Origin of the sequence: Actinomadura chibensis NBRC 106107, from assembly GCF_001552135.1 — a bacterium.
Taxonomy (GTDB): domain Bacteria; phylum Actinomycetota; class Actinomycetes; order Streptosporangiales; family Streptosporangiaceae; genus Spirillospora; species Spirillospora chibensis.
The window spans coordinates 69884-90083 of sequence record NZ_BCQP01000037.1 but is presented as its reverse complement, the minus strand read 5'-3'; the positions used below and the strand labels follow the sequence as shown (position 1 = coordinate 90083).

The 20200-nt window shown below is 63.7% G+C and carries 14 protein-coding genes and 1 pseudogene; 2 read left to right on the top strand and 13 right to left on the bottom strand.

The features are described 5' to 3' along the window. Positions 1-2: 2 nt before the first annotated feature. Positions 3-1980, bottom strand: a pseudogene (locus ACH01S_RS21550) (AfsR/SARP family transcriptional regulator). A gap of 34 nt (positions 1981-2014) precedes the next feature. Between ACH01S_RS21550 and ACH01S_RS21545 the strand changes: the two are divergent. Then, positions 2015-2878 carry an alpha/beta fold hydrolase gene (locus ACH01S_RS21545; protein WP_067894040.1) on the top strand — a complete coding sequence of 288 codons (864 nt, stop codon included), beginning with the start codon at positions 2015-2017 and terminating at the stop codon, positions 2876-2878. Here ACH01S_RS21545 and ACH01S_RS42460 read toward each other — a convergent pair. From ACH01S_RS42460 to dndB, 5 genes are all read right to left on the bottom strand, one after another. Next, positions 2875-3774 (bottom strand): N-acetylmuramoyl-L-alanine amidase, encoded by a 900-nt coding sequence (locus ACH01S_RS42460; RefSeq protein WP_083980963.1) that lies wholly within the window; start codon positions 3772-3774, stop codon positions 2875-2877. The genes ACH01S_RS21545 and ACH01S_RS42460 overlap by 4 nt on opposite strands. A 799-nt stretch (positions 3775-4573) precedes the next feature. After that, the gene (gene dndE / locus ACH01S_RS21530; protein ID WP_067894033.1) at positions 4574-4951 is read right to left on the bottom strand and encodes a DNA sulfur modification protein DndE; all 378 of its coding nucleotides are present in this window, start codon (positions 4949-4951) and stop codon (positions 4574-4576) included. Further along, entirely contained in the window at positions 4941-6935 is a 1995-nt protein-coding gene (dndD, locus tag ACH01S_RS21525) for a DNA sulfur modification protein DndD (protein ID WP_067894031.1), read from the bottom strand. Before dndD ends, dndE begins: the two co-directional genes overlap by 11 nt. Then, positions 6922-8445, bottom strand: a complete 1524-nt coding sequence (dndC, locus tag ACH01S_RS21520) for a DNA phosphorothioation system sulfurtransferase DndC (protein WP_083980962.1) — start codon at positions 8443-8445, stop codon at positions 6922-6924. Before dndC ends, dndD begins: the two co-directional genes overlap by 14 nt. After that, entirely contained in the window at positions 8442-9515 is a 1074-nt protein-coding gene (gene dndB / locus ACH01S_RS42455) for a DNA sulfur modification protein DndB (protein ID WP_246236492.1), read from the bottom strand. The genes dndC and dndB overlap by 4 nt, the downstream gene beginning before the upstream one ends. Positions 9516-9640: 125 nt before the next feature. Here dndB and dndA point away from each other — a divergent pair, with 125 nt between their 5' ends. Next, positions 9641-10804, top strand: coding sequence for a cysteine desulfurase DndA (gene dndA, locus ACH01S_RS21515; protein ID WP_306303256.1), 1164 nt, complete (start codon positions 9641-9643; stop codon positions 10802-10804). Here the strand turns inward: dndA and ACH01S_RS21510 are convergent. The 7 genes from ACH01S_RS21510 to ACH01S_RS21480 form a co-directional block, all read right to left on the bottom strand. Continuing rightward, a complete protein-coding gene (locus ACH01S_RS21510; RefSeq protein ID WP_067894024.1) occupies positions 10792-12243 on the bottom strand; it encodes a DNA phosphorothioation-associated putative methyltransferase in 1452 nt (483 codons plus the stop codon). The two genes, dndA and ACH01S_RS21510, sit on opposite strands and share 13 nt — an antisense overlap. A 107-nt stretch (positions 12244-12350) precedes the next feature. Beyond that, the gene (locus tag ACH01S_RS21505) at positions 12351-12836 is read right to left on the bottom strand and encodes a DNA phosphorothioation-associated protein 4 (RefSeq protein WP_067894019.1); all 486 of its coding nucleotides are present in this window, start codon (positions 12834-12836) and stop codon (positions 12351-12353) included. Next, a complete protein-coding gene (locus ACH01S_RS42450) occupies positions 12836-14902 on the bottom strand; it encodes an AAA family ATPase (protein WP_083980960.1) in 2067 nt (688 codons plus the stop codon). The genes ACH01S_RS21505 and ACH01S_RS42450 overlap by 1 nt, the downstream gene beginning before the upstream one ends. 3 nt (positions 14903-14905) lie before the next feature. Beyond that, a complete protein-coding gene (locus tag ACH01S_RS21490) occupies positions 14906-15091 on the bottom strand; it encodes a hypothetical protein (RefSeq protein ID WP_067894011.1) in 186 nt (61 codons plus the stop codon). 14 nt (positions 15092-15105) lie between these two features. After that, complete coding sequence (locus ACH01S_RS21485; protein WP_067894008.1) at positions 15106-17232, bottom strand: DEAD/DEAH box helicase family protein; 2127 nt, start codon at positions 17230-17232, stop codon at positions 15106-15108. 1 nt (position 17233) lies between these two features. Beyond that, on the bottom strand, positions 17234-17980 hold the full coding sequence (locus ACH01S_RS43700) for a hypothetical protein (RefSeq protein ID WP_148344158.1): 747 nt from the start codon (positions 17978-17980) through the stop codon (positions 17234-17236). A gap of 960 nt (positions 17981-18940) precedes the next feature. Then, positions 18941-20179 (bottom strand): helix-turn-helix domain-containing protein, encoded by a 1239-nt coding sequence (locus ACH01S_RS21480; protein ID WP_083980959.1) that lies wholly within the window; start codon positions 20177-20179, stop codon positions 18941-18943. Between the last annotated feature and the right edge of the window lie 21 nt (positions 20180-20200).

Below are 20200 nucleotides of genomic sequence, written 5' to 3'. Positions count from 1 at the left end.
GCCTACCGGGCGAGGGCGGCGTCCAACTCGTCCAGGAAATGGGAGACCGGGCCGAGGGTGACCAGGCCGCTGCCCGCCCCCGCCAGTTCCCCGGCGGCGGGACGGAGCCGGTCGTGCGCGCGCCGCATCGCCGCGCGGTCGCCCAGCTCGACCGCGGCGCGGGCGGTGAGCGCCCAGAGCGCTTCGAGCAGCAGGTCGGCCGGGGGTTCGGGGGTTTCGCGCAGCGCCTCGGCGGCCGCGTCGCGCTCGCCCCGCGCCAGCAGGACCAGCGGCCGCGCCCACGGCTCGTACGGCCCCCAGTCGGCCGGGCCGGTCGGCGCGGGACGCCCGGCCCGCACCCGCGAGCAGAGCAGGGCGAGCGACGGCAGACCGTCCTGAAACCCGGGCATCCCGGACCCGTCCAGCCGATCGACGGCCTCCCGGTAGGCGGCCTCCACGTCCTCCCCTGACGCGTCCTCCCCGGACGCGGCCAGGCGCAACGCCCGAAACCAGGCCGTGAACACCCCCACCAGCGGACGTTCGTGCCGCTCGGCCAGGCGTTCCGCCGCCGCCGCGTGCCCGTCCGCCGCCGCGAAGTCGCCGAGCGCGCTCCGCGCCTGCATCCGGATGAGATGCCCGAGTACCTGGTGGTTCGCCAGCTCATGCCGTTCCGCCAGCGCGACCAGCTCGGCGCCGATCTCGTCCCGGCGCGGCGCGAGCCCCGCCCGCTCGAACGTCTGCATCCACACGCCGTTCAGCGCGAACGCCAGCAGGACGGGATCGTCCAGGCGGCGGGCGACGCGCTCCGCCTCGCGCGCCGCCTCGCGCGCGCCGCGAACCGGTGCCGCGCGACTCCAGCGCGACCGTCGCCAGCAGCCGGGCGCGCGTCGCGTCCGTCCCGCCGGACGGGAGGGCCGCGAGGGTGCGCTCGGCCGCCGCGACCAGCTCGGCGGCCTGGCGCGGATCGTCCGACCGCGTCCAGACGGCCGGGACGTCGTACGCGCCGATCACCCGCGCGGTCAGCTCCGCGTCGCCGAGCTCCTCCGCCGCCGCGACCGCCGCCAAGCGCCGCTCGCGCGCCGCCGCGAGCCCACCGGCGCCCGTCACGGCGAGGTCGCGCAGGATCCCGACCGTCGACTCCAGCCTGGCCCGCGCGCCAGACGCACCTGACCCGACCGTCCGGTCATAGACGGCCGCGGTGTCCGCCCAGACCCGAGCCGCCGCGTCCTGCCCCTGGAGATGGTCGGCCTGGCGAAGGACGTCTTCCTCCAGATTTCGCAACGCCTGCCCTGGGTCGATGCCCAGTTGCTCTACCAGCAGCCCCCGTGCCCTTCGGAGGACGCTGAGCGCGTCTGCCTGGCGTCCCGTCCTGTACAGGGCGAGGGCCAGGAGGCGCCAGGCGTCCTCGCGCCAGGGATGCTCGGCGGCGTGCGCGTCCAGGTCGGGGACCGCCTCGGCGGCGCGCCCGAGCGCCAGCATCGCCTCGGCCCGCCGCTCGACCGCGTGCAGCCGCAGCTCCGTCAGCCGCGCGCGCTCGGCCCGCGCCCAGCCCTCCTCGGCGAAGTCGGCGTAGGCGGGGCCGCGCCACCAGCCGAGCGCCTCGTCCAAGATCCCGAGCGCCTCCCCGGGCGGGCGGTCCGTCGCCGCCGCGCGCTCGAAGCGCCAGGCGTCCACGGTGTCCTCTCCGGCCCGCAGCGCATACCCGGGCCCCTCGGTGACCAGCGTCCTGGACGGCGCGCGCGGCGGCCGGTCCGGCTCCAGGGCCCTGCGGAGCGCCGCCACGAACGTCCGCACCGCGCCGACGGCGTCCGGCGGCGGCGCGACCCACAGGTCGTCGACCAGCCGGGACACCGGGACGACCCGCCCGCGCGCCACGATCAGCCGCGCCAGCACCGCCCGGTGCCGCGGGCCCTTCAGCGCGACCGCGCGGCCGTCGCCGTCCCACGCCGCGACGGGCCCCAGCACCCCGAACAGGACGTCCACCCAGGCAACGCTACTCATCCGATGCTCATTCACGGGGTGCAGCCTGGGGGACATGGAGAACATCACTGGATTCGACTACAAGCGCGTCCGCGTCGCGGACGATGTGTCCTTGAACGTCGCGGTCGGGGGTACCGGAAGCCCCATCGTGCTGTTGCACGGCTTCCCGCAGACCCACCTGATGTGGCGCCACGTCGCCACGGACCTGGCTGCCGACCACACCGTCATCTGCCCCGACCTCCGTGGCTACGGCGCGAGCGACAAGCCGCTTGACGGCTACGCCAAGCGCACCATGGCCGAGGACATAGTCGCCCTGGCCCGAGCCCTCGGCCACGACCGCTTCGCCCTGGCCGGACACGATCGCGGCGCCCTCGTCGCCTTCCGCGCCGGCCTCGACCACCCGTCGACGATCACGCACCTGGCCTGCCTGGACGTCCTCCCGACCCTGGACATGTGGGACGTCATGCACGGCGTCAGCGCGGCGGTCGGCTTCCACCTGTACCTGATGGCCCAGCCGCCGGGACTCCCCGAACAGCTGATCGCCGGAGCCCCGGACGCGTTCTTCGGCCATTTCCTCGACCTGTGGACGAACGACCCGGCCGCCATTCCCGCGGACGTCCGCGCCGCCTACCTGGCCGCCTCCCGCGCCGCGATCCCGTCGATCGTCGCCGACTACCGCGCGTCCGCCGGAATCGACGTCGAGCACGACCAGGCCGACCGTTCAGCGGGCAACACGCTGCGGATGCCGGTCGCCGTCCTCCAGCAGGACTGGGGCGCCGCCCTCGGCTACGACGCGGCGGCGGTATGGCGCGCCTGGGCCCCCGACCTGCGCCATTCCACCGTCAGCTGCGGCCATTTCATGGCGGAGGAGGCGCCGGCCGAGATCACCAAGGCCCTCCGCGACCTCCTGACCCGCTAGGTGGGCCAGACCAGGCACTTCGCGCTGCCGGACGCGACGCGGCCCGTCCCGGCGCCGAAATGGACGACCTGGAAACGCACCCGGTAGCCCTTGCCCACCATGTCGGCGGGCAGGCTGTAATGGACGAACGTCGCACCCTCACTGGCCACGTACTCGGCGATCGGCCCCGCGGACACGTCCCCGCCCGACTCGGCGTGCTCGATCGCGCGCGCCTGCAATTCCGTCCCCGGCGGGAGCCCCTCCACCCGGACATTGGCGGTCAGCGCGTAGCGGGCGGGGCCGATCACGAGGGACGGGCCGCCCTTGTCCCAATGGTGGTGCGCCGAGTCGCCGTACTCCTTGCCCCAATTTACGGTGACCCATTGCCCGGCGGGCAGCTCCTGCGACTGGTCCATTCCGACGGACACGTAGTCCGGCATGTCGTCCTCCTCGATGTCGTCGGCGGGCATACCGTCCCGCACCCAGGCGTACAACTGGTCGCCGGGGCAGTTCGTCGAATACACGTCGCGGTGCCCGAGCTTGCGGAGCGACCGCCCGGCCCGGCGCACGGCCTCGTCGTACACCGCCCGAATGGCCCGCTTCGCCGCCGGGGTGGCGTCCCCGTCCCGCCCGATCATGCACACGCCGATCCCGGACGTGTTGTGCCCGGGCGCGTGCGCCCCGACGACCAGCCACCCGCGCCCCTCATAGACCCGGCCGTCGACGCCGACGAGGAAGTTGTAGCCGATGTCGGCCCAGTTCCGGTCGTCCATGTGAAAGTCCTGAATGGACCGGACGGACTGCGTCGTCGGCCCCTCGGAGTAATGCACGACGAACTCGGAGCGTTCCGCCCAGGTCACCGTGCTGCGGGCCCGAGGAGCACGCGCTCCCCACTCCGCCCGGCTGATGATGTCCACGGTCGATCCTCCACCTAGCTCCCGGTTACGCCCGAAAAGCGTAGGCCCACCCGACCGGCGCCCGCCCCCACCCCCCGAATTCAAGCTCCAACCGCAGGCCGCAACCCACGTTTCCCACCAATCCCGCCCCTACACCTACCAGGGCGGCCCACCCTGCGTAGCCGCCCAAACCCACACGTAGACGATGAACCCCGCGGCCACCAGCCCCAGCAACAACTCCCAGTTGACCGGCGAACTCCCCCGCCGCCCCCGATGAACCATTCCCTGCCCCCTTTCCCCCGCCACCTTCCCCCTATAGCCGAACGCCCCCCACCTAACCCCCACCCCCACCACGTTCCGTTGAACGTGCTGGAAGCCCCTCAATGCACATGATCCAGCGGCTGCGTCCCGGAGGCAGCGGTTACGCCAATGACCGGTTCGTGTCAGGCCATGACATCGAAACCAGCTTCGCCCACGGCGACACCAGGTCACCAAGTGTCATAACCCGCACACTGAGGCGCATTCGCCGACAACGTTCCACTCGCAGAGTTTTCCGGCGCCGCTCGTGAGGTGGCTGCCGGACGAGCCCTGCGCTGGCCCACACTGGGGGTCAGCCAGCGATTCCTATCTCCTGGAGTGTGGCGAGGTTGATGCTCGCGTTGCGCCGGACAACCACCAACCCGCACTCGCCGACTGCGTTCAGCAATGGTCCCGACGGTTGTCTGGTGGTGAACCGACGGAGCGCGGGTGGGCCTGGTGACGCTCAACTCGCGCGTTGGCGGTTGCCGCGTGGCTTCTGGCTACCGCCGTGTGCGACGGCTCATTCGATGGCACTGGCCAGTAGGTCGCCGACGTTCCTTAGGCTTCGGCGGCCGGCGAGATGGCCGATGCCGCGATGTATGTGGATCGTGAGAGTGTGTGAGAGGGCTTCGTCGGTGGGCTCTTCGCCGTCGGCCAAGCAGCGTTGCTTAAGGAGAGCCATATAGACGTCCCCATAGGCGCCAGCGAATGTTTTCCAGGTCATCTCAACATTGGAGTCGGTAACGACCTCACGAACCAGCGGCGGTGTTGGGTCCTGAAGCGACAGGGCCAAGGCCCAGCGACAAAGGGTGTTCCAGTTCTTGATCCCGGTGATCCGCTTGAGCCTGACGAGCTGATCCTTGGCTGGTTGGGAGAGCCGGACGTTATCAAGCGACATGGGTTGACCCCGCCGCCCACCAGTAGCCTTCTTCAACCGTAGTAGTGAAGGTCTTGTCGTCGTGGACCAGTGTGTACATGCGCGCGATTGAAGGCCTCAGCCTTTTGAATAGGTACTCATCGATCTCTTCGTCGGTGGACAGGAGAAGGACCTGGTTACTTGCCTGAGGGAAGTAGCGCTCCACCAGGTGCTCTCGGTGTCGGCTGTCCAGGCGTCCAAGCGGAGTGTCGATCACGCTGGGGAGCTGATTTCCGGCGACACGGGCAAGGCCCCACAATAGGGAGACCGCCAAGAGTTGGCGTTCCCCGGCACTGAGCCGCGCGGGATCCAACTCTTCGTCATCCGGCCCTGCAAGCGTCATGGTGAACTTCTCGGTGTCGATCCGCAGATCACTAACCAGATGGCTCTTGCGCATGAGCTGCGTAAAGCTCTTGAGCACGGCAGCCTCAAGGCGATTGATATGCCGCTGAAGCAGGGCCTCCCCATACTTTTGCAAGGTCCCTCGTGCGCGGTTGGCATATTCGATCACCCGCGCTGCGTCCTCCGCCTTGGCGATCTTCTGCGCGCGGCCCTTGTAGGCGCGTTCGCGCTCATCCATGAGTTGCTGATGCTTGCGTTGCGTGGCTTCCAAGGACTTGGCGGCGTCCTCTAGCTGAGCCTTGGCCCGGGTAACGACGTCGCGGGCGGCGTCTCGTTCTTCAATGAGAGCGGCGATGAGTCTCTTGTCTGGCACTCCGGCTAGCTGGCGTTCAAGAGTGGCCAGACGTCCACGCAGCTTTTGGCTCTGCTTTATGAGATCTTGGGCACTCGCCGCTTCCCGCCGAAGGGTGTCTTCGAGGGTGAGGAGCTGAGAAATGCTACCGGACGGGTAGTTAATGACCTGTCGGGTGCTGGCGGTGCTTCCGGCGCGCTGCTCGCGGTCCACGGCGAGGAACTGTCGGGCCGCAGAGAGCGCCTCGGTTGGAACCAGCCTCTGGAGTTCGTCCAGGAGCTGCTCGTCCCTGGCCGCAAGTACGTCGATGACCTGTGCATTCTCCGCAGCCAGTCGCTCTTTCTCGACTTGGTCGCGAAGGTCCTTCAGCTGAGGTCCGAGGAGGAGAAGGGGAAGCGGACCGGCCGCGGTGGAATTGGCCAAGGTCTCGTTGATGCTCTTGAGCTGGGTTTCGACCTGCTTCTTCTCGGCTTCGATCTCGGCTCGGCGAGCGTAAAGTTCACCGCCCTCCTTCGAGAAGGCATCGTCGACCGCAAGGAACTTGGAGTCGGCAACCTCCAGCGCTGTCCGAGCGGAGGCCACAGTCTGGACACCATCGGCGATCTGGCGGTTGACCAGCTCTATTTCGCGTTCGAGGCGTTTGATCTGTTCCAACGCCTCTTGGTCCTCATTTGAGACCTTCTGGCGTCGCTGGAGCGCGAGCAGGTCGGTACGCAACTGCTCGATCGTGTTAATTCCCAGCAGCGAGTGCACGGCGGACTCGATGACGGACGCGGCCCGCTCCGGATCGGCCAACGACTCGATCTTTTCGCCGTCAAAGAAGAAGAGAGAGGCCGCCTCCAGAGGAAGGAGGTCCTCAATGTAGTCGGCCCATTGATCACTGACCGGCGGGTCGATCTCGCCATCGATCACGACGGCCAAGAATTCGCGAACGGTCTTGCCGTTGACCTCCCAGGAGCGGCGCACCTTGTACAGCCGCTCTTCCCCCTCCACAGTGGTTGTGAACTCCACAGTGACATGGGCGTGCTTGGGACTCGCCTGGCGATTGACGCTATCGCGTAGGTAGCTATCGTACGAGCGGTTGCCTCGTCCACTAGTGCGTGCCCGTGGACCATACAGCGCGAGCTGTATCGCATCCAGCAGAGTTGTCTTGCCGCACCCGTTGAGGCCGCCGATCAAGATGACCGGACGACCTGGCCTGGTAGCGAGGTTGAGGTGATGCTCCCCCTTGTACGCACCGAAATTGGACAGGGTGACATTAAGCAGAAGCATCAGTGGTCTCTTCGTCAAAGAGTGGGAGCTCGGGAGCCTTCTGAGCGTCGCGCAGACGCAACGCGTACTGCTCGGCGTCCTCCTTGCTCTCGTAGTAGCCGCGGCGAATCGTCTTCTCCAGAGCCTCGAACAGCCCAGAGCGCCGGGTCATCGTGCGAAACTTCCGCTCGACCGCAAGGAGCTCCCGCGCGGTCAGGAAGTGCAATTCGTCGTCCCCGCAGACCTCGCGGAGCAGCTCCATTTCGTCACCGGCGAGAGCGAGATGCTCGTCGAATGGCTTGCCGGGGAACTCCTCGCCGGTCTCCTCGAAGTAGATCTTGGGCAGAAGATCCTCGACCTCATGCTTCTCGAAGACCCAGATTCTGCGGATCTCGTGGAGCTCGCCCATGGTGATTAGCTCGATCTCGCGGACTCCGTCCGGGCCGTTCTTACGCACCCACGTCTGAGCGTTGAGCAGCTTACGCAGCCACTGCTCCCGCGACTCCTGGGTGTACGGACCGTGGACGATCTTGTCGTTGAACAGCTGGATGGTGCCGTTCATCTTCCGCCAGTCGCGTAGATGCTTGTCGTCTCGGCGACCTTCCGCGTTCCGCACGTCGAGGTCATTGCGGAGCTCGAGGAGCGGCTGCATCCACTCCTTCTCCTCGTCGTTCTGGATCATCGCGGCCATCGACTTGTCCTGATCGACGAGCGTGCAGGTCCAGCAACCGAACCGGCTGTCGCCGCAGGACGGTGTCGTGTTGTCGACGACCAGGGGGCACTCGCCGTCGCTCGACGCCCCCTGATACATGGTCAGCAGGTCCTTGTTGTTATGACCCCAAGGGTTGGACTGCTGCATGAGGAACGTCCACACCTCGTCGTTGGTCCAGTCCTCGATAGGACTGTAGACCAAGGAATTGGGCAGGTTGCCGTTAGGTGAGAGACGGTCGCGTACGCGGTGCTTCTCATGCCTGGTCATCGCCTTGGCGCGGGCCTGGCTCTCTGCCTTGCGAATACCCAGCACGAGAATGGTCTCGCCGTGGTCACGGACCACGCTTCGAATAAAGGTGTTCGATGGTCTGATCTTGAGCCGCTCGGTGCACCAACGGAACTTTGGACGCGGCGCGGGATAGCCCTTGCCGATCAGGCCGACCCAGAAGGTGTCCTTGACGTCCGGTGTGAGCCGGTGCGGAGTGATGGGAAGCCGCTCCTTCTCGGCTGCCTTTCCCATCGTCGTCAACGACTGTGTCACCCAGCTCGCGACAATGGGATTCTCCACCAACGTGTCAGTGGAGATAACGTGCACCGGTTTGGTCCGTTGTGCGACCGGCAGCCCCTCGAGAGCCAGCCAGACCAACTGCAGGACGGCAGTCGAGTCCTTGCCTCCGCTGTAACCCACGACCCATGGCACCGCATCCGCAACGTAAAGTTGACGGATTTCCTCGGTGAGTCCGCTAACAACCGCCGCGAGACCGCCGCGGTCCTTGAACGGGATGGCCCTGCGGCTCGGCATCCCCAATCCGATGCTCATCGCTCTCCTCGCAGGTAGGTCGCTTCCACGTTGGCTTCTTCTGGACCGAGCCGAAGCCCGAGCTGTGTCTTCAGATAATTTACTGTCAGTACGACATTTGAGTGTGCCTTCGACACGCGTCCACCGACGATCGCTCGCCCTTCCCATGCAGAGTTGAGGCGCGACCAGTCAACGTTTTTCAAAGGAGCCAGCCGAGGTCGCCATGATTTAGGATCGTCGGATTCGTGCAGCAAGGCGTTGCCCAGCCGGCCGATCGCATGCAGTGCGACCCCGTGACTGTGCAGATAGTGTTTGCGTACTTCAGCGGCGGTCATCTTGCGTTGCCGCACGAGACGCCATTCTGGAATCAGTTCGTCGACGGTACTCCAGAAGGCCATCGTCAGCTCGGCGGCGTCGTCTTGAGTGTCGATCTTTACACCCTTGATGAGCGAACTCGTAGCGTAGTACAAAGCGCTCAGGGTGAAGAGCTTTCGTGAACGTGCTGATAGCGTGCTGTTCTCCATCTCCACAAAATTGCGGAACACAGGAGACTTCAGTGCGAGCAGGCGCGCGAGCTTGGCACGTTCATCGCGATGGTCGTATAGAACGCCGATGGAGCGGGCCGGACGGACCGCATGCCGGTTGAGATCGGCGAACATCTGCTGGCAACGGGCGAGCCCCGCATCGTGGAAGAAGACGACAGCGATCGTCTCGTCGCCTAGATCTGGATTGTCACTCAGTGCGGCCTCGATGGCTGCACGTCGATGTTGGCCGTCGTTGATGAGGAACCGTGCTGCCATTGGGATGTGCAACTGCCCGATGCGCATCCCAGGGCCCTCGTTCGCGATCCCAACGAAACGCATATTTCCATCGACCGAAGCGGTGAGCGCGGAGAAGACATAATCAGACGGGTTGTCTACAATGTACGCCGCGAGCGCAGGGATGCGTGCCTTGTTGAGGATGCGCTGCGCTCTGACCTCGGGTGCCAGCTCGTCCTCGTCGAAGAGGAAGATCTTCGGGATGAGCCGCAGCGGACACATCGACACGTAGTATTCGCGTTGCGCCTGCACCCCACGGATCGCAGGGAACACGTACTCGAACCCTGCTGTTGGTCCGTCTGTGGAAGGCGAAGTCGCATGTGACCCCACCGGTGTCACGATACCGTACGTACGCCTTGGTTTTGACATACACACGTGATTAGTTGCGAGCACGAGGGGTGGAAACGGGCGTGACAGCGTACTTGGACTCAGCAGCCACCACACGAGTCGATCCGCGTGTCGCGGAGGTGGTGCTGCACTGGATGACCGAGGACTTCGGCAACGCCGGCAGCCGCACGCATGATTGGGGTACCCGAGCGAAGCGTGCCGTGCAGCAGGCACGGGAGCTGTTGGCGAATCAGCTCGGCGCCGGATCGTCCGAGCTGATCTTCACCTCGGGCGCTACGGAGAGCAACAACATCGCTCTCCTGGGGCTCGCTCCGTTTGGTGAACGTGAGGGTCGTCGGCACATCATCTCCTCGGCGATCGAGCACAAGGCCGTCATTGAGCCGCTGGAGCACCTTGCATCCAGGGGCTTCGAGGTTGACTTCATCTCTCCTGGCCCATCTGGACGGGTAGCTGTCGAGGCTGTTCAGGAGCGGCTGCGGGATGACACGTTGTTGGTATCCCTGATGCACGTGAACAACGAGACCGGGGTCGTCCAGCCTGTCGCTGAGCTCGCGGATCATCTACGGGACACGCCTACATACCTCCATGTGGATGCGGCACAGGGCTTCGGGAAGCTCAACGAGGATCTGAGGGCTCCGATCGACTTGGTGAGCGTCAGCGGCCATAAGGTCGGTGCCCCCAAGGGCATCGGACTCCTGCTGACCAGACGGCGGGGGAGAGATGCTGTGCCCCTTGCGCCGTTGATGTTCGGAGGCGGCCAGGAGCGAAAGCTCCGCCCAGGGACGCTGCCGGTGCCACTGATCGTGGGGCTGGCCAAGGCCGCGGACATCTTCGCCAAGGAACATCGCCAGTGGTGGTCTCGCGCGGCAGAGTTCCGCTCGCGCCTGGTCGAGGCGCTGGGCAAGACGCAGTTCCGACTCAACGGTGACCAGGACCACGTCGTTCCCCACATCCTGAATGTCTCGTTCGAGGGCGTCGATGCCGAGGCGCTGATCGTTCAGCTCAAGGAGTTGGTCGCGGTGTCGACCGGCTCTGCCTGCACGAGCGCGTCCTACACTCCTAGCCACGTGTTGCGTGGAATGGGACTGCCGGACGACGTCGCGGGGAACGGTCTGCGCCTGTCGTGGTTCCCTGATCAGACGGAGGGACTGGACGTAGACGGCCTGGTCCAGGAGATCGCGGAGTTTCAGACAGACACGTCTTACCTGTCCTGATCCAAGTTCCTGCGACGTATGAGGCGGTGGCCGCGGAGCTCGCGCTCACATCGATCGAGCTCCGCGGCCCATCCGTCCTCGGTGCCGATGAGATGCGGATTCTGGTACAGCCCCGCTCGCATCTCTGACTGGGTCAACCGACGGTACTTCGGCACGTCCGGATCGTCCGGTGCCAGGAATTCGTGTTTGCGATGCAGCAATGGGCGGTTCTTCGACTCCACATACGATGACCAGGTCGCATTCAGGCTCGTCAGGTCCACCGAGTAGGACGAGCGCAGTCGCGGATGCGGATCGGAGTCGAAATCCGGGTAGTCCAGCCAGCTCACGGCACGCCCCCGATGCCTGAGCTTGACCACAGACCAGACTTCGGGTCTGCCGGCCGCGATCGAGGCGCAGTGCTCGTAGAGCCGCAGAACCGTCGGCATCCGATCCACGGCTCGCCGATGCACATAAAGAGCCGTGGGGGTCAGCTTGCCGACGGTCGATGCCCGCATCGCGCCACGTACGTACGAGTCGTCCCGAAGTTTTAGCAGGAGTCGGTCGGCGCGCTGGCAGGCCTCCTTGTAGGAGGAGAAGAACGCGCGCACGTCCAGCTGTATTGAGAGGGGAAGGCTGCTGAACGGACCACGGCCATTGAACAGCTCCACCGCGAGAAAGAGAAGGGTCGACAGGGTCGACGCTTTCGACCCGGCTTCGAAACGCTCTGGGACTACCGACTTCTTCACGATCCTCTGCAGCTCGTTCGGTTGCAGGTGCGCCAATAGCCCTGCCATCTCGGCGGGCATCTCCTCCAGCCTGGGAAGTCTGCCACGCCGCTCGGTGTAGCCGACCACCGAGGCGATGGCGGATGCGGCGTCGTCTGAGACCGCCCATTCAGCATGCGGCACGATCTTGCCGGCGAGATAACGGAGACGTGCTTCGTCATTGCGGAAGGCGTAGACGATGCCCGGTGCCGCCGATACGCAGCGGACACCGCTCGTCTCCTCGACATAAGCTCGCAGCTCCGCGGGGCTGAACAGATGCTGGAAGGTATGTCGGCTGGTTAGGATGCCGTCCTCGTACTCGTTGCCGCGTACCTTCGACCGTTCCCACGTCAACCTGGTCGCGACCACCAGCAGTCGTTCTGCCAATTCCCAGGCGCGAGCCAACGCCTCGCGTCGCTCCATAGGATCCTCGATGACATTGAGGACATAGGTCAGCAACACGACCTCGGCAGGACGAGGATCCCGGTCCGGTGCGTAGAAGGGGTCCCAGCCTCTGGCATGGAAACCCATCTGCTCGAGCCCGCGTACATCGTCGCCGCGCCCAGAGCCGTAGTCCAGAACCGTGGTCGAAGAACTGATCTCGCCATCGATCACAGCCCGCCGAGCTGCGACTGACAGTGTTGAACGCGCGATCGCGGTGAGGCGCCGATCGCTGCCCCAGAGAGAATCGAGCATCCGCGTACTCCAGGTAGTACCGCTGGTGGACGAGGTCCACGTCTACCTTGTCTAGGGCACCGTTGTCCGGCAGACAGAACATCGGCGGGGCTGGTGGCGTCGCTAGGTCAGTCGAACTCCGGCGGGTCGAACTCGGAGTTCATGTTCGCGCCGAAAAGTCCCTGGATGCGTCGTTCCGCGCGAGTCGAGCCTCTCCTGCAAAGATCGAGGATCACGTCCATAGGGCGCGAGTGCGGTGCGTTGAGCTCACCCTGAATGATCGACAGGCCGCCGTTCGCGTATTCCTCGAAGACCCGTATCCGCTCGGGCAGTCTGTCGTCGGCCATGATCGTGGCGTCGTTGGGGTGAGCGAGCACTCCGATGGAGTCGATGACCGCGGCCACAGTCGCCGAACTGTTGAACAACCCGTACCGGATCGGTTCAGCTTGCTTCTCGAACGGGTCACGTCGCTGCCTGGACCATCCCAGCGCGGCCGCGAACAGTAGCACTTGCCATCGAGTCGGGAAAAGGCCGTCGTTCTTCTGCAGCAACCGCTCGATCAAGTCGTGGTGCTCCTGCGGAGGACGCACTCGAATGTCGGCGTTGAGGACCATCAGTCCCGTACCTCCGTGATCTGCGCACCGGTGCGGTCAGAGCCGACTACCTGGTAGGGATAGCTGCGTCCGTTCAGTACGAGCTCGGGCGTAGCGTCGATATCAGACTTGGTGGTGTGGGTTGTGATCACATACTGCTTCCCGACACGTGGGCGTAGCTGCGATTCAATGACCTCGCCCGCCTGGGCTTTGCTGGTGAGGATGATGACCTGTGAAGCCACCTGGGGGAGAAAGTCGGCGACGGCCCGCCGGTAGTCATCGTCAAGACTGCCGAACACGGCGTCCATCACCACCGGGAAGTCGCCGCTCACTCCCTTGATGAAGTTGCGGTTAGGGGTCTCGGAATCGCGGGCCTCGCCGATAAGGGAGCCGACGAAAGCCAGTGAGAGAAGCATGTTCTCGCCGGTCGACTTGGGAGCGGGCAACCTGTCGGCGGTCGAGGTGTCCCACAGCTCCAGCTCGAAGTCGGATGTGAGCTCGGGCTGGTAGCTCTTCAGAGAGACCAGGTTGTAGAGGTTCTGGATCCGGCTGTCGAGTCGGCGACGGACCCCATGGGAGAGGATGTCCAAGATCTTGCTTAGGGCAACCGCGGCCTGGTCCACAGCGCCGATGCGCGTCTGGATTCGACGGGTGGCCGCGTCCGTGGCGCTCAGTTTGTCGATGGAGGCGGTCAGATCAGCGCGCTTCTTCTCCAACCCTTTGATCTCGGCTTCCGCGGCTCCGACGTCCTTGTGCTTCTCGTCCCGTGCGTCTATGACCGATTGCAGCTTCTCCTCGGTCTGGACGACCTGCTCGGATGGCATTCGCTTCAGCTCGATGGAGATTTCGCTGATCCTGCTGTTGAGTCGGCGCTCTTGCTCTTCGAGATCAGCGATCTGCTCGTCATGTTCCTTCAGCGACTTGTGCATCTGTTCACGCTGTTCACCGATGCTCACCACGGTTCCCTTGAGCTGGTTCCAGGAACCTTCTACCTCTGCGACGCCGCCGCGGGGCCGCCACGTCTCCAGTGCAGCGCGATGTGAACTACCGGCCATGAGCCGCGTCCCGCAGATGCACGTCCCTCGTTCCAGCAGGTCGTCGATGAAGGTGGCCTTGAGGGGGGCAGGAAGGTCGCCTCGTTCGCGCAGTGCGTCGCAGACTTCAACGATGCGGTCGGGCAGTGTGGGAAGGAAACTTAGAAAGCCGCTGTTCGCAACGGTCTCTTCCCGCTCCTTCTCCCGTGCCTCGCGCGTCAGCGTGGTACGCCGTAGGTCCTCGTTGAGTCGATACCGCTGATGCTGAAGCTCTTTGGCGTCGGCGAGCTGGGTCATCAGAAGATTGAGCCGCTTCACCTCCTCGTCCAGGTGCTTGATCTCGCGGCGAGCGTTGTTCGCCCTCCGCTGCTGGTTCTGGAGTTCCTGATCCGTTCCGCTCAGTTCCTTGAGAAGATCCTGGAGCCTGTCCTGGGCCGCACCTTTGGCCTTGACGTTCCGCCGCAGCTTGTCAGCGACTCGGGGCAGATGGTTGACGGCGCGTTCCATCGCCTCCAATCCGAGCATGGTCTTCACGGCCTCTTGGACTTCGTCTTCACCGCCGCGCTTGACCAAGCCTTCGATGCGTTCGCCATTGACGAAGAAGAATCGGCTGAGCCGCTCGGGCAGGATATTGCTGATCTGTCCCCGTGCGTCTGGGAGGGACTCTAGCCTTCCATCAGTCTCTCGTCGCCAAAGGTGCAGTTCTGGCTTGGGGCGCGGTTGAGTGGAGCTGCGCTTTGTAGCCTTGACGACTCGTTTGGTGATGTATCGACGATCCGCATGCTCGAATTCAACGCTCACCGATGCGGTGAGTAGCGTCCCATTTGGGGCACTGTTCCACAGCGTTGAGTTGATGAGCTGGTCGGGACTTTCCAGGTCCGACCCCAGAATACCGTAGAGTGCCCAGGTGAAGGCATTGAGCAGCGTGGTCTTTCCGCCGCCGTTCGTACCATAGAGAACAGTAACGTTCTGGTCTTGGTCCTGAGCGAAGGTGATTTTCTGATTCCCCTGGAAGGGGCGAAAATTCTCCAGTTCTAGAGCGATGAGTCTCATTGGTCAGGAAAGTCCTTCCAAGCGCTTGGGCATCACGTTGAGGAACGTGGACTTTGCTGACCCTTCGGCCATGTGGAGTTGCTCCTGCTCTACACTAATCGCCATCTCGATGACCTCCCATACGGTGGATGGAAGTTCCTTTATGATCTCCTCGATCTGACGGATCTCCTGCTGATCGGTTTTGTCCATCGCCTTCGGTCTCCTCAGACGTCCATCAGTTCGTAATACTCGCGCAGTTCGCGCAGCTCGCTCAGCGCTTCCCCATAGTTCTCGGCGTACTGGGAGAACTCAACCACACGGGCCATCTCTCGCCGGAAGAGATTGCGCTCGATTCCGAAAAGCTCCGGATCCTGCGGCGGAACAGCGATGAAGTCGAGGACCTCGGCCTCCGACTTGCCTACGGCCGGCCGCAAGATACGTCCTCGGCGTTGGATGAACTGCCGGGGATTGCTACTGCTGGCGAGTATGTACGCGATCCGAGCATCGGGCAGGTCAACGCCTTCGTCCAAGCAGCGCATCGATACAAGAACCTCGAGGTCGCCGGAGCCGAAGGCGTCGAGCAGTGTGCGCCGCTCGCCCTTGGATTCCTGCGATGTGTACGTGTGTACTCGCATGCCCATCGTGTTACCGAGAAGTGATAGGGCCTGATCGACTTGGCGTGGCCCGCCCACGCCGCCATCTCCCCTGGGACGATCTCCTTCTGCACAGTAGACCAACTGGAACTGTTGGTCGCGTCGTTTGGATACCTCTCCAAGCAGCGCGTCCATCTTCCCGGCCGCGTGTCCCAAGACCTTGGCCCGCTTACTCAAAAGCTGGCCGATTGCGGATTCGAGTGAGGAGCCGAACTTGCTCCTCTTCTCCTGACCGAACAATGCACCGATGCGCATCGTGAGGTAAGTGTAGAACTCTGCCTCCTCGTCGCTGAGTGGTACGAGCACCGGTCGGTAGCGGTAACGGGTGAGCGCGCCGAGCTTGATCGCCTCCTTGATCCCAAGCTTGATTAGCGTCTCGCCGAAGTACTCATGGAGGCCTTCCGTGCCGACCGGGTCGAACCATCGTTCTGGTGTGGCCGACAGCGCCAGCCGCCAACGGGCGTGTTCGGGGAGCGCCATCAGATTGTGTTCCGCCCCCAGATGGTGCGCTTCGTCTGCAATGATCAGAAGCGAATCGCCGGCAGAAGACAGCAGTTGCTGGAAAGCGGGTGAAACGAATGTCTTGTTGGTAACGACGAAGGTGATTGACCGTCCAGGTTTCATTCCTGCGATGGCATTGCGTGCGGGCCCGAGCCAGTTCTGCACCGAGTCTCGGCACTTTACCGGTACCACACCGAACCGGATGAGTTCCTCTGCCCACTGCTCCACGAGGTCCAGCAACGGGACGACGATGACCGTAACCAGTGAACCGTCACGGGCCCGGAGCTGTCGTCCGAGCTGGTCGAGCGCAGCTAGCGCAGTGATGGTCTTTCCGGTTCCCGTGGCCATCTCAAGCATGCCGCAGGCTCCGGATGCAAGCCATTTCCTGACGGCATCCTTTTGATAGTCGCGCAGTTTGACTTCTTCAGGAATGGTGGCCCATCCTGCTGCTGACCTGTTTCTCTTCACTGGCGAGTCGATTGTATCCGACTCGGATCGACGTGTAGTGCGACGTGCCAGATCTTGAAGATTTCTCTGTGCTGCCTCAGGAAAATCAAGGATCGTTATCCGGGCGTTCTTCCCCGACCAAAGATCTGAGAAGTGTTTGCTGATGCGGCGAACGCGGCTCGTTTCCGCAGGTTCCCAAGATTTGAAAACCTCGATTGACTCGAAGTTATCCAAATAGGCTGCCGAGGTTTCGTTCATTGAGCCGTTAAAGGCGACTTCATTGCCCTTTTGGTCGGCAATCACGCCAAGCTTCTCATGATATATTCCGATGCCGTTATTTCGATGATCTAGGAAGGCGATCTTGATTTCCAGTCTGCTGCTGGCGATCAGGCTTCCTAGGTATCCTAGCCGTTTGATGGTCGCATCGCTGGCAAAGGTGGCTACTCTGTCAGGCTCTAGTTCTCGCGCTATGGCGCGTGCGATGACGGCTTCACGTACTTCGTAGCCGAGACTGATCTCCTGAATGTCTTCAGGTGAGAGATTTGGGCTCGCAATGATGCGAATCTTGCCGCCATTCTTGATGAGCTGATCAATGCCTCGCGCGGTAAGTGTCAGAGAGCCAGCCGTAAAGTATCCAACAGCTCGGTCATAGCGATTCGCCTTGGACAGTGCGGGCAGATAGAACTCCGTGACGACATCAGAACAGTCGCTTCGATAGAAATCATTGAGGTCAGCCTCGATGAGGCTCATATCACTCGTCCCCTTTTCCGTCTCCTTGGATCAGGCGGAGGAAGGATCGGAGCTTGTTGTTTGATTCGTCTTGCATCACCGGAAGGCGGGGTTGTCGGATTGTCGACGTGTTCGGGGTTTCTTGTTCGACATCTGGGATGACGACGGGTGCGTGCGAGAACTGGCAACCGCCGTCGATGTAGCGACTCACCAGTTCGGCGAGAGGGTCGTCGCCTCGATGGGCTAGATGGCGCAGTACGCCCGCCCAAGTTGTCTTGTCGGACAGGAGAAGCAAATTTTTGATGGCAGAGAGTAGCTCTTGATCACTTTCCGGGGTCTGGAGGAAGTGCGCGCCAGTGGAGTAGATGATCGCTTGGCTCAATGATGCAGCGTGTCCACGCACCACCCGAATGCTTAGGGCAGGGCGTTCGTGGTCGTCGTCCCATGGACGGCTCAGCCAAACGTGATCTCCGGTACGGGGTTCAGTGGTTCGATACCTCAACGCCTCGCGGAGCCCACAGATGTAGGGCTCTTGGGAGGTGACCAGGATCAGCTCGTGTTCGTCGCCGCCTACTTCGGTGACGGCGACCACGTCCTTACCGGTCTGTCCACCCAGCAGGCTGAGGGCTGCCGCGGTCATCGGAATCCCAGCTGTATCCGCGTTAGATGGCTCGTTCGGATACAGGACGTGTACCCAGTACCGGTTGTCGAAGCAGAACACATCTGGTATCTCACAGGCGTGTATCGGACCAGCGGTCGCTTCGGTCAAAGAACTCTCCCCCGCTCCGCATGAAGGCTCACTGAATAGAAGGCCTGGCCCGACTTGGCGAGCCAGGCCGGGTCACGACACCCCGCGAGCCCCAGGTGAGAGGAGTCGTTCGCTAAGTACTGTGGAAGTAAGCAGCTAGGGCGGCACGCATATCGCTGTTCCTCCGCTTCCGTGCCGGCAGGGACGCGCAACCGCCATGTCTCGTGCGCGTGAGCTCTGGGGTGTCGTTGCTTGAGAGGAGTGTACTGCGGAGAAGCGGGGCTTAGTGGGATACGGGCGTTTTGTGTGACCGAACTCGGTCGGCCTGCTGCGAGGCATCGCTGTATTTCATACAGAGAATCCATGCTTGGTCACAGGTGGGGGGATTCCTTGGGAATGTGGCTGACCTTTTAGGGTGATTCAGGTGTGGCCGGATGGCTGGGGCTAGTGGTCGAGTTCGACCCGTTCTGACATTATGTGGCCGGTATGCAGTCAGGTGTGCTATTCGTCGGTGTTGTAGGAGCGAGCCGAGTCCCCGCTGAGTGACGAGCTGCGGTGCAACCGAGGCCCCTGCCGGAGGTAGCGGAGGAATTACCACGTCACGACGAGCGGCCCGTGGGCCCATCCTGGCGACTGAGGTCGATTGTCACGATGAGCGCCGAGGTGATCGAAGCCGTACTCGGGGCCGCCAGGACAGCGTGAGTCCAGTGACGGTGGACCCCGGTCGGCTCCTCAAGTCTTCAAGAATGAAGAAGGGCCTCGGAGTGATCTCCGAGACCCTGTCTCACCTGGTACTTGGCTGTCGGGGTGGCGGGATTTGAACCCACGACCTCTTCGTCCCGAACTATCGGCTTGCCCAGGTCAGAGGGCTGTCGATGCTGGTGGGGCATGAGGCGACGACTGATCATGTCGGCGGTTGTGAGGGTGCGTTGCTGTACTTCTGTGCTGTACAGCAGAAGCACGAACGGCCTGGTAGAGCCGTCATGCCGCGTACGTGTCGAGCACCTCGCGTACCTCGGGGATGTCTCGGTATGGCTCTAGCTTCGTGAGGACGATGCGCCCTCGCTGGGCTGTCCGGTCGCTCGCGAAGTCGGATGAGAGGTCGAGCATCCGCCGCGCCGTCTTGGCGGCCTCTTCCGGCTCGTTCGCGTCCACCAGGGCGACGGCGAGCCACGATAGGTACAGCGCCAGCTCACGAGTGTGCGTCGAGTCGTACCGGCTGAGCACCTCTTGCAGCAGTGGGACGGCGCGTAACGGTTTCCGAAGTTCGGTGTAGACGCGGGCGTCCATCACGTCGAGTTCTTCGGGAGAGACCCAGTAAGCCCAGTCCGGGGACTCTTGCGAGTCCTCGTCGGCCATGGCTTCGTGGGCCTCGGTGAGAGCGCGCATCGCTGGTTGGGCTTCGCCTGCCTTGGTGTGTGCCCATGCGACTCGGTCAAGGTAGAGAGCCCTGGCTTTGGCCGGTGCGTCCGGGCCTGCCTCTTCTAGCGCCGCATGGGCGAGGCTCAGCCCGTCGTCTTCGTGGCCGGTGTTGGAGAGCTGGTAAGCGAGGCTTCCGGCAAGGTTGCCCACCAGAGCGAGGTCTCCAGCCTCCCGCGCGGCCGAGACTCCGAGTTGGTAGGCGCGTGCGGCCTGGTCGTGTTCGCCTGCGTCGCTGGCGATCCATCCGGCGATCTGGGCTATCTCCCCGATGCTGCTGAGAAGGGAGCGGCCAGTCTTTTCGGAATGAGTCGTCTCCCGGTAGAGCCGGACGGCTCCGTCCAACTCCCTGAGAGCCGGGACGAGTAGATCGCCACCGGCCATCACGTCGTCTGCAAGTCGCAGCCTGTGCGCTCGGTCGGCAAGGGCGGCCGCTGTGGAGTCTCCAACTCGGCGGCCTCGGCTGCTCGCCAGAGGGCCAAGCTCAACGTTGCGATCAGGCAGGAAGTAGGCGAGTGCCTCGGCCGGGCTGCGCGGCCCGGCGCTGATGTCCTGGCCTCGCGCATGGGCGGCTCCGCGTTCAAGAGCGTCAAGTGGAACGCCCAGGGCCGTCGCAAGAGCGGCTAGCCAGACATCCGGAACGCGCTCGCCCCTTTCCCACCGGCTGACCTCGTGCCGAGTCACAGAGGCGGTCCCGGATATCCGGCACAACGTCTCCGCGAGCTGCCTCTGACTCTTGCGCGCGTCCCGGCGCAACTGTGCGAGGTACGCGCCGAACCGCTTCCGCTTTGCGTCGCCCACGCTGGCCCCTCCCTTCCCTCA

Bases quoted from the DNA above. Each gene is read 5' to 3' on its own strand.
- ACH01S_RS42450 (WP_083980960.1), bottom strand. From the start codon at position 14,902: ATGAGACTCATCGCTCTAGAACTGGAGAATTTTCGCCCCTTCCAGGGG.
- ACH01S_RS21510 (WP_067894024.1), bottom strand. From the start codon at position 12,243: ATGCTCGATTCTCTCTGGGGCAGCGATCGGCGCCTCACCGCGATCGCG.
- dndD (WP_067894031.1), bottom strand. From the start codon at position 6,935: ATGCTTCTGCTTAATGTCACCCTGTCCAATTTCGGTGCGTACAAGGGG.
- dndE (WP_067894033.1), bottom strand. From the start codon at position 4,951: ATGTCGCTTGATAACGTCCGGCTCTCCCAACCAGCCAAGGATCAGCTC.
- dndC (WP_083980962.1), bottom strand. From the start codon at position 8,445: ATGAGCATCGGATTGGGGATGCCGAGCCGCAGGGCCATCCCGTTCAAG.
- ACH01S_RS21545 (WP_067894040.1), top strand. From the start codon at position 2,015: ATGGAGAACATCACTGGATTCGACTACAAGCGCGTCCGCGTCGCGGAC.
- ACH01S_RS21505 (WP_067894019.1), bottom strand. From the start codon at position 12,836: ATGGTCCTCAACGCCGACATTCGAGTGCGTCCTCCGCAGGAGCACCAC.
- ACH01S_RS21485 (WP_067894008.1), bottom strand. From the start codon at position 17,232: ATGAGCCTCATCGAGGCTGACCTCAATGATTTCTATCGAAGCGACTGT.
- ACH01S_RS21490 (WP_067894011.1), bottom strand. From the start codon at position 15,091: ATGGACAAAACCGATCAGCAGGAGATCCGTCAGATCGAGGAGATCATA.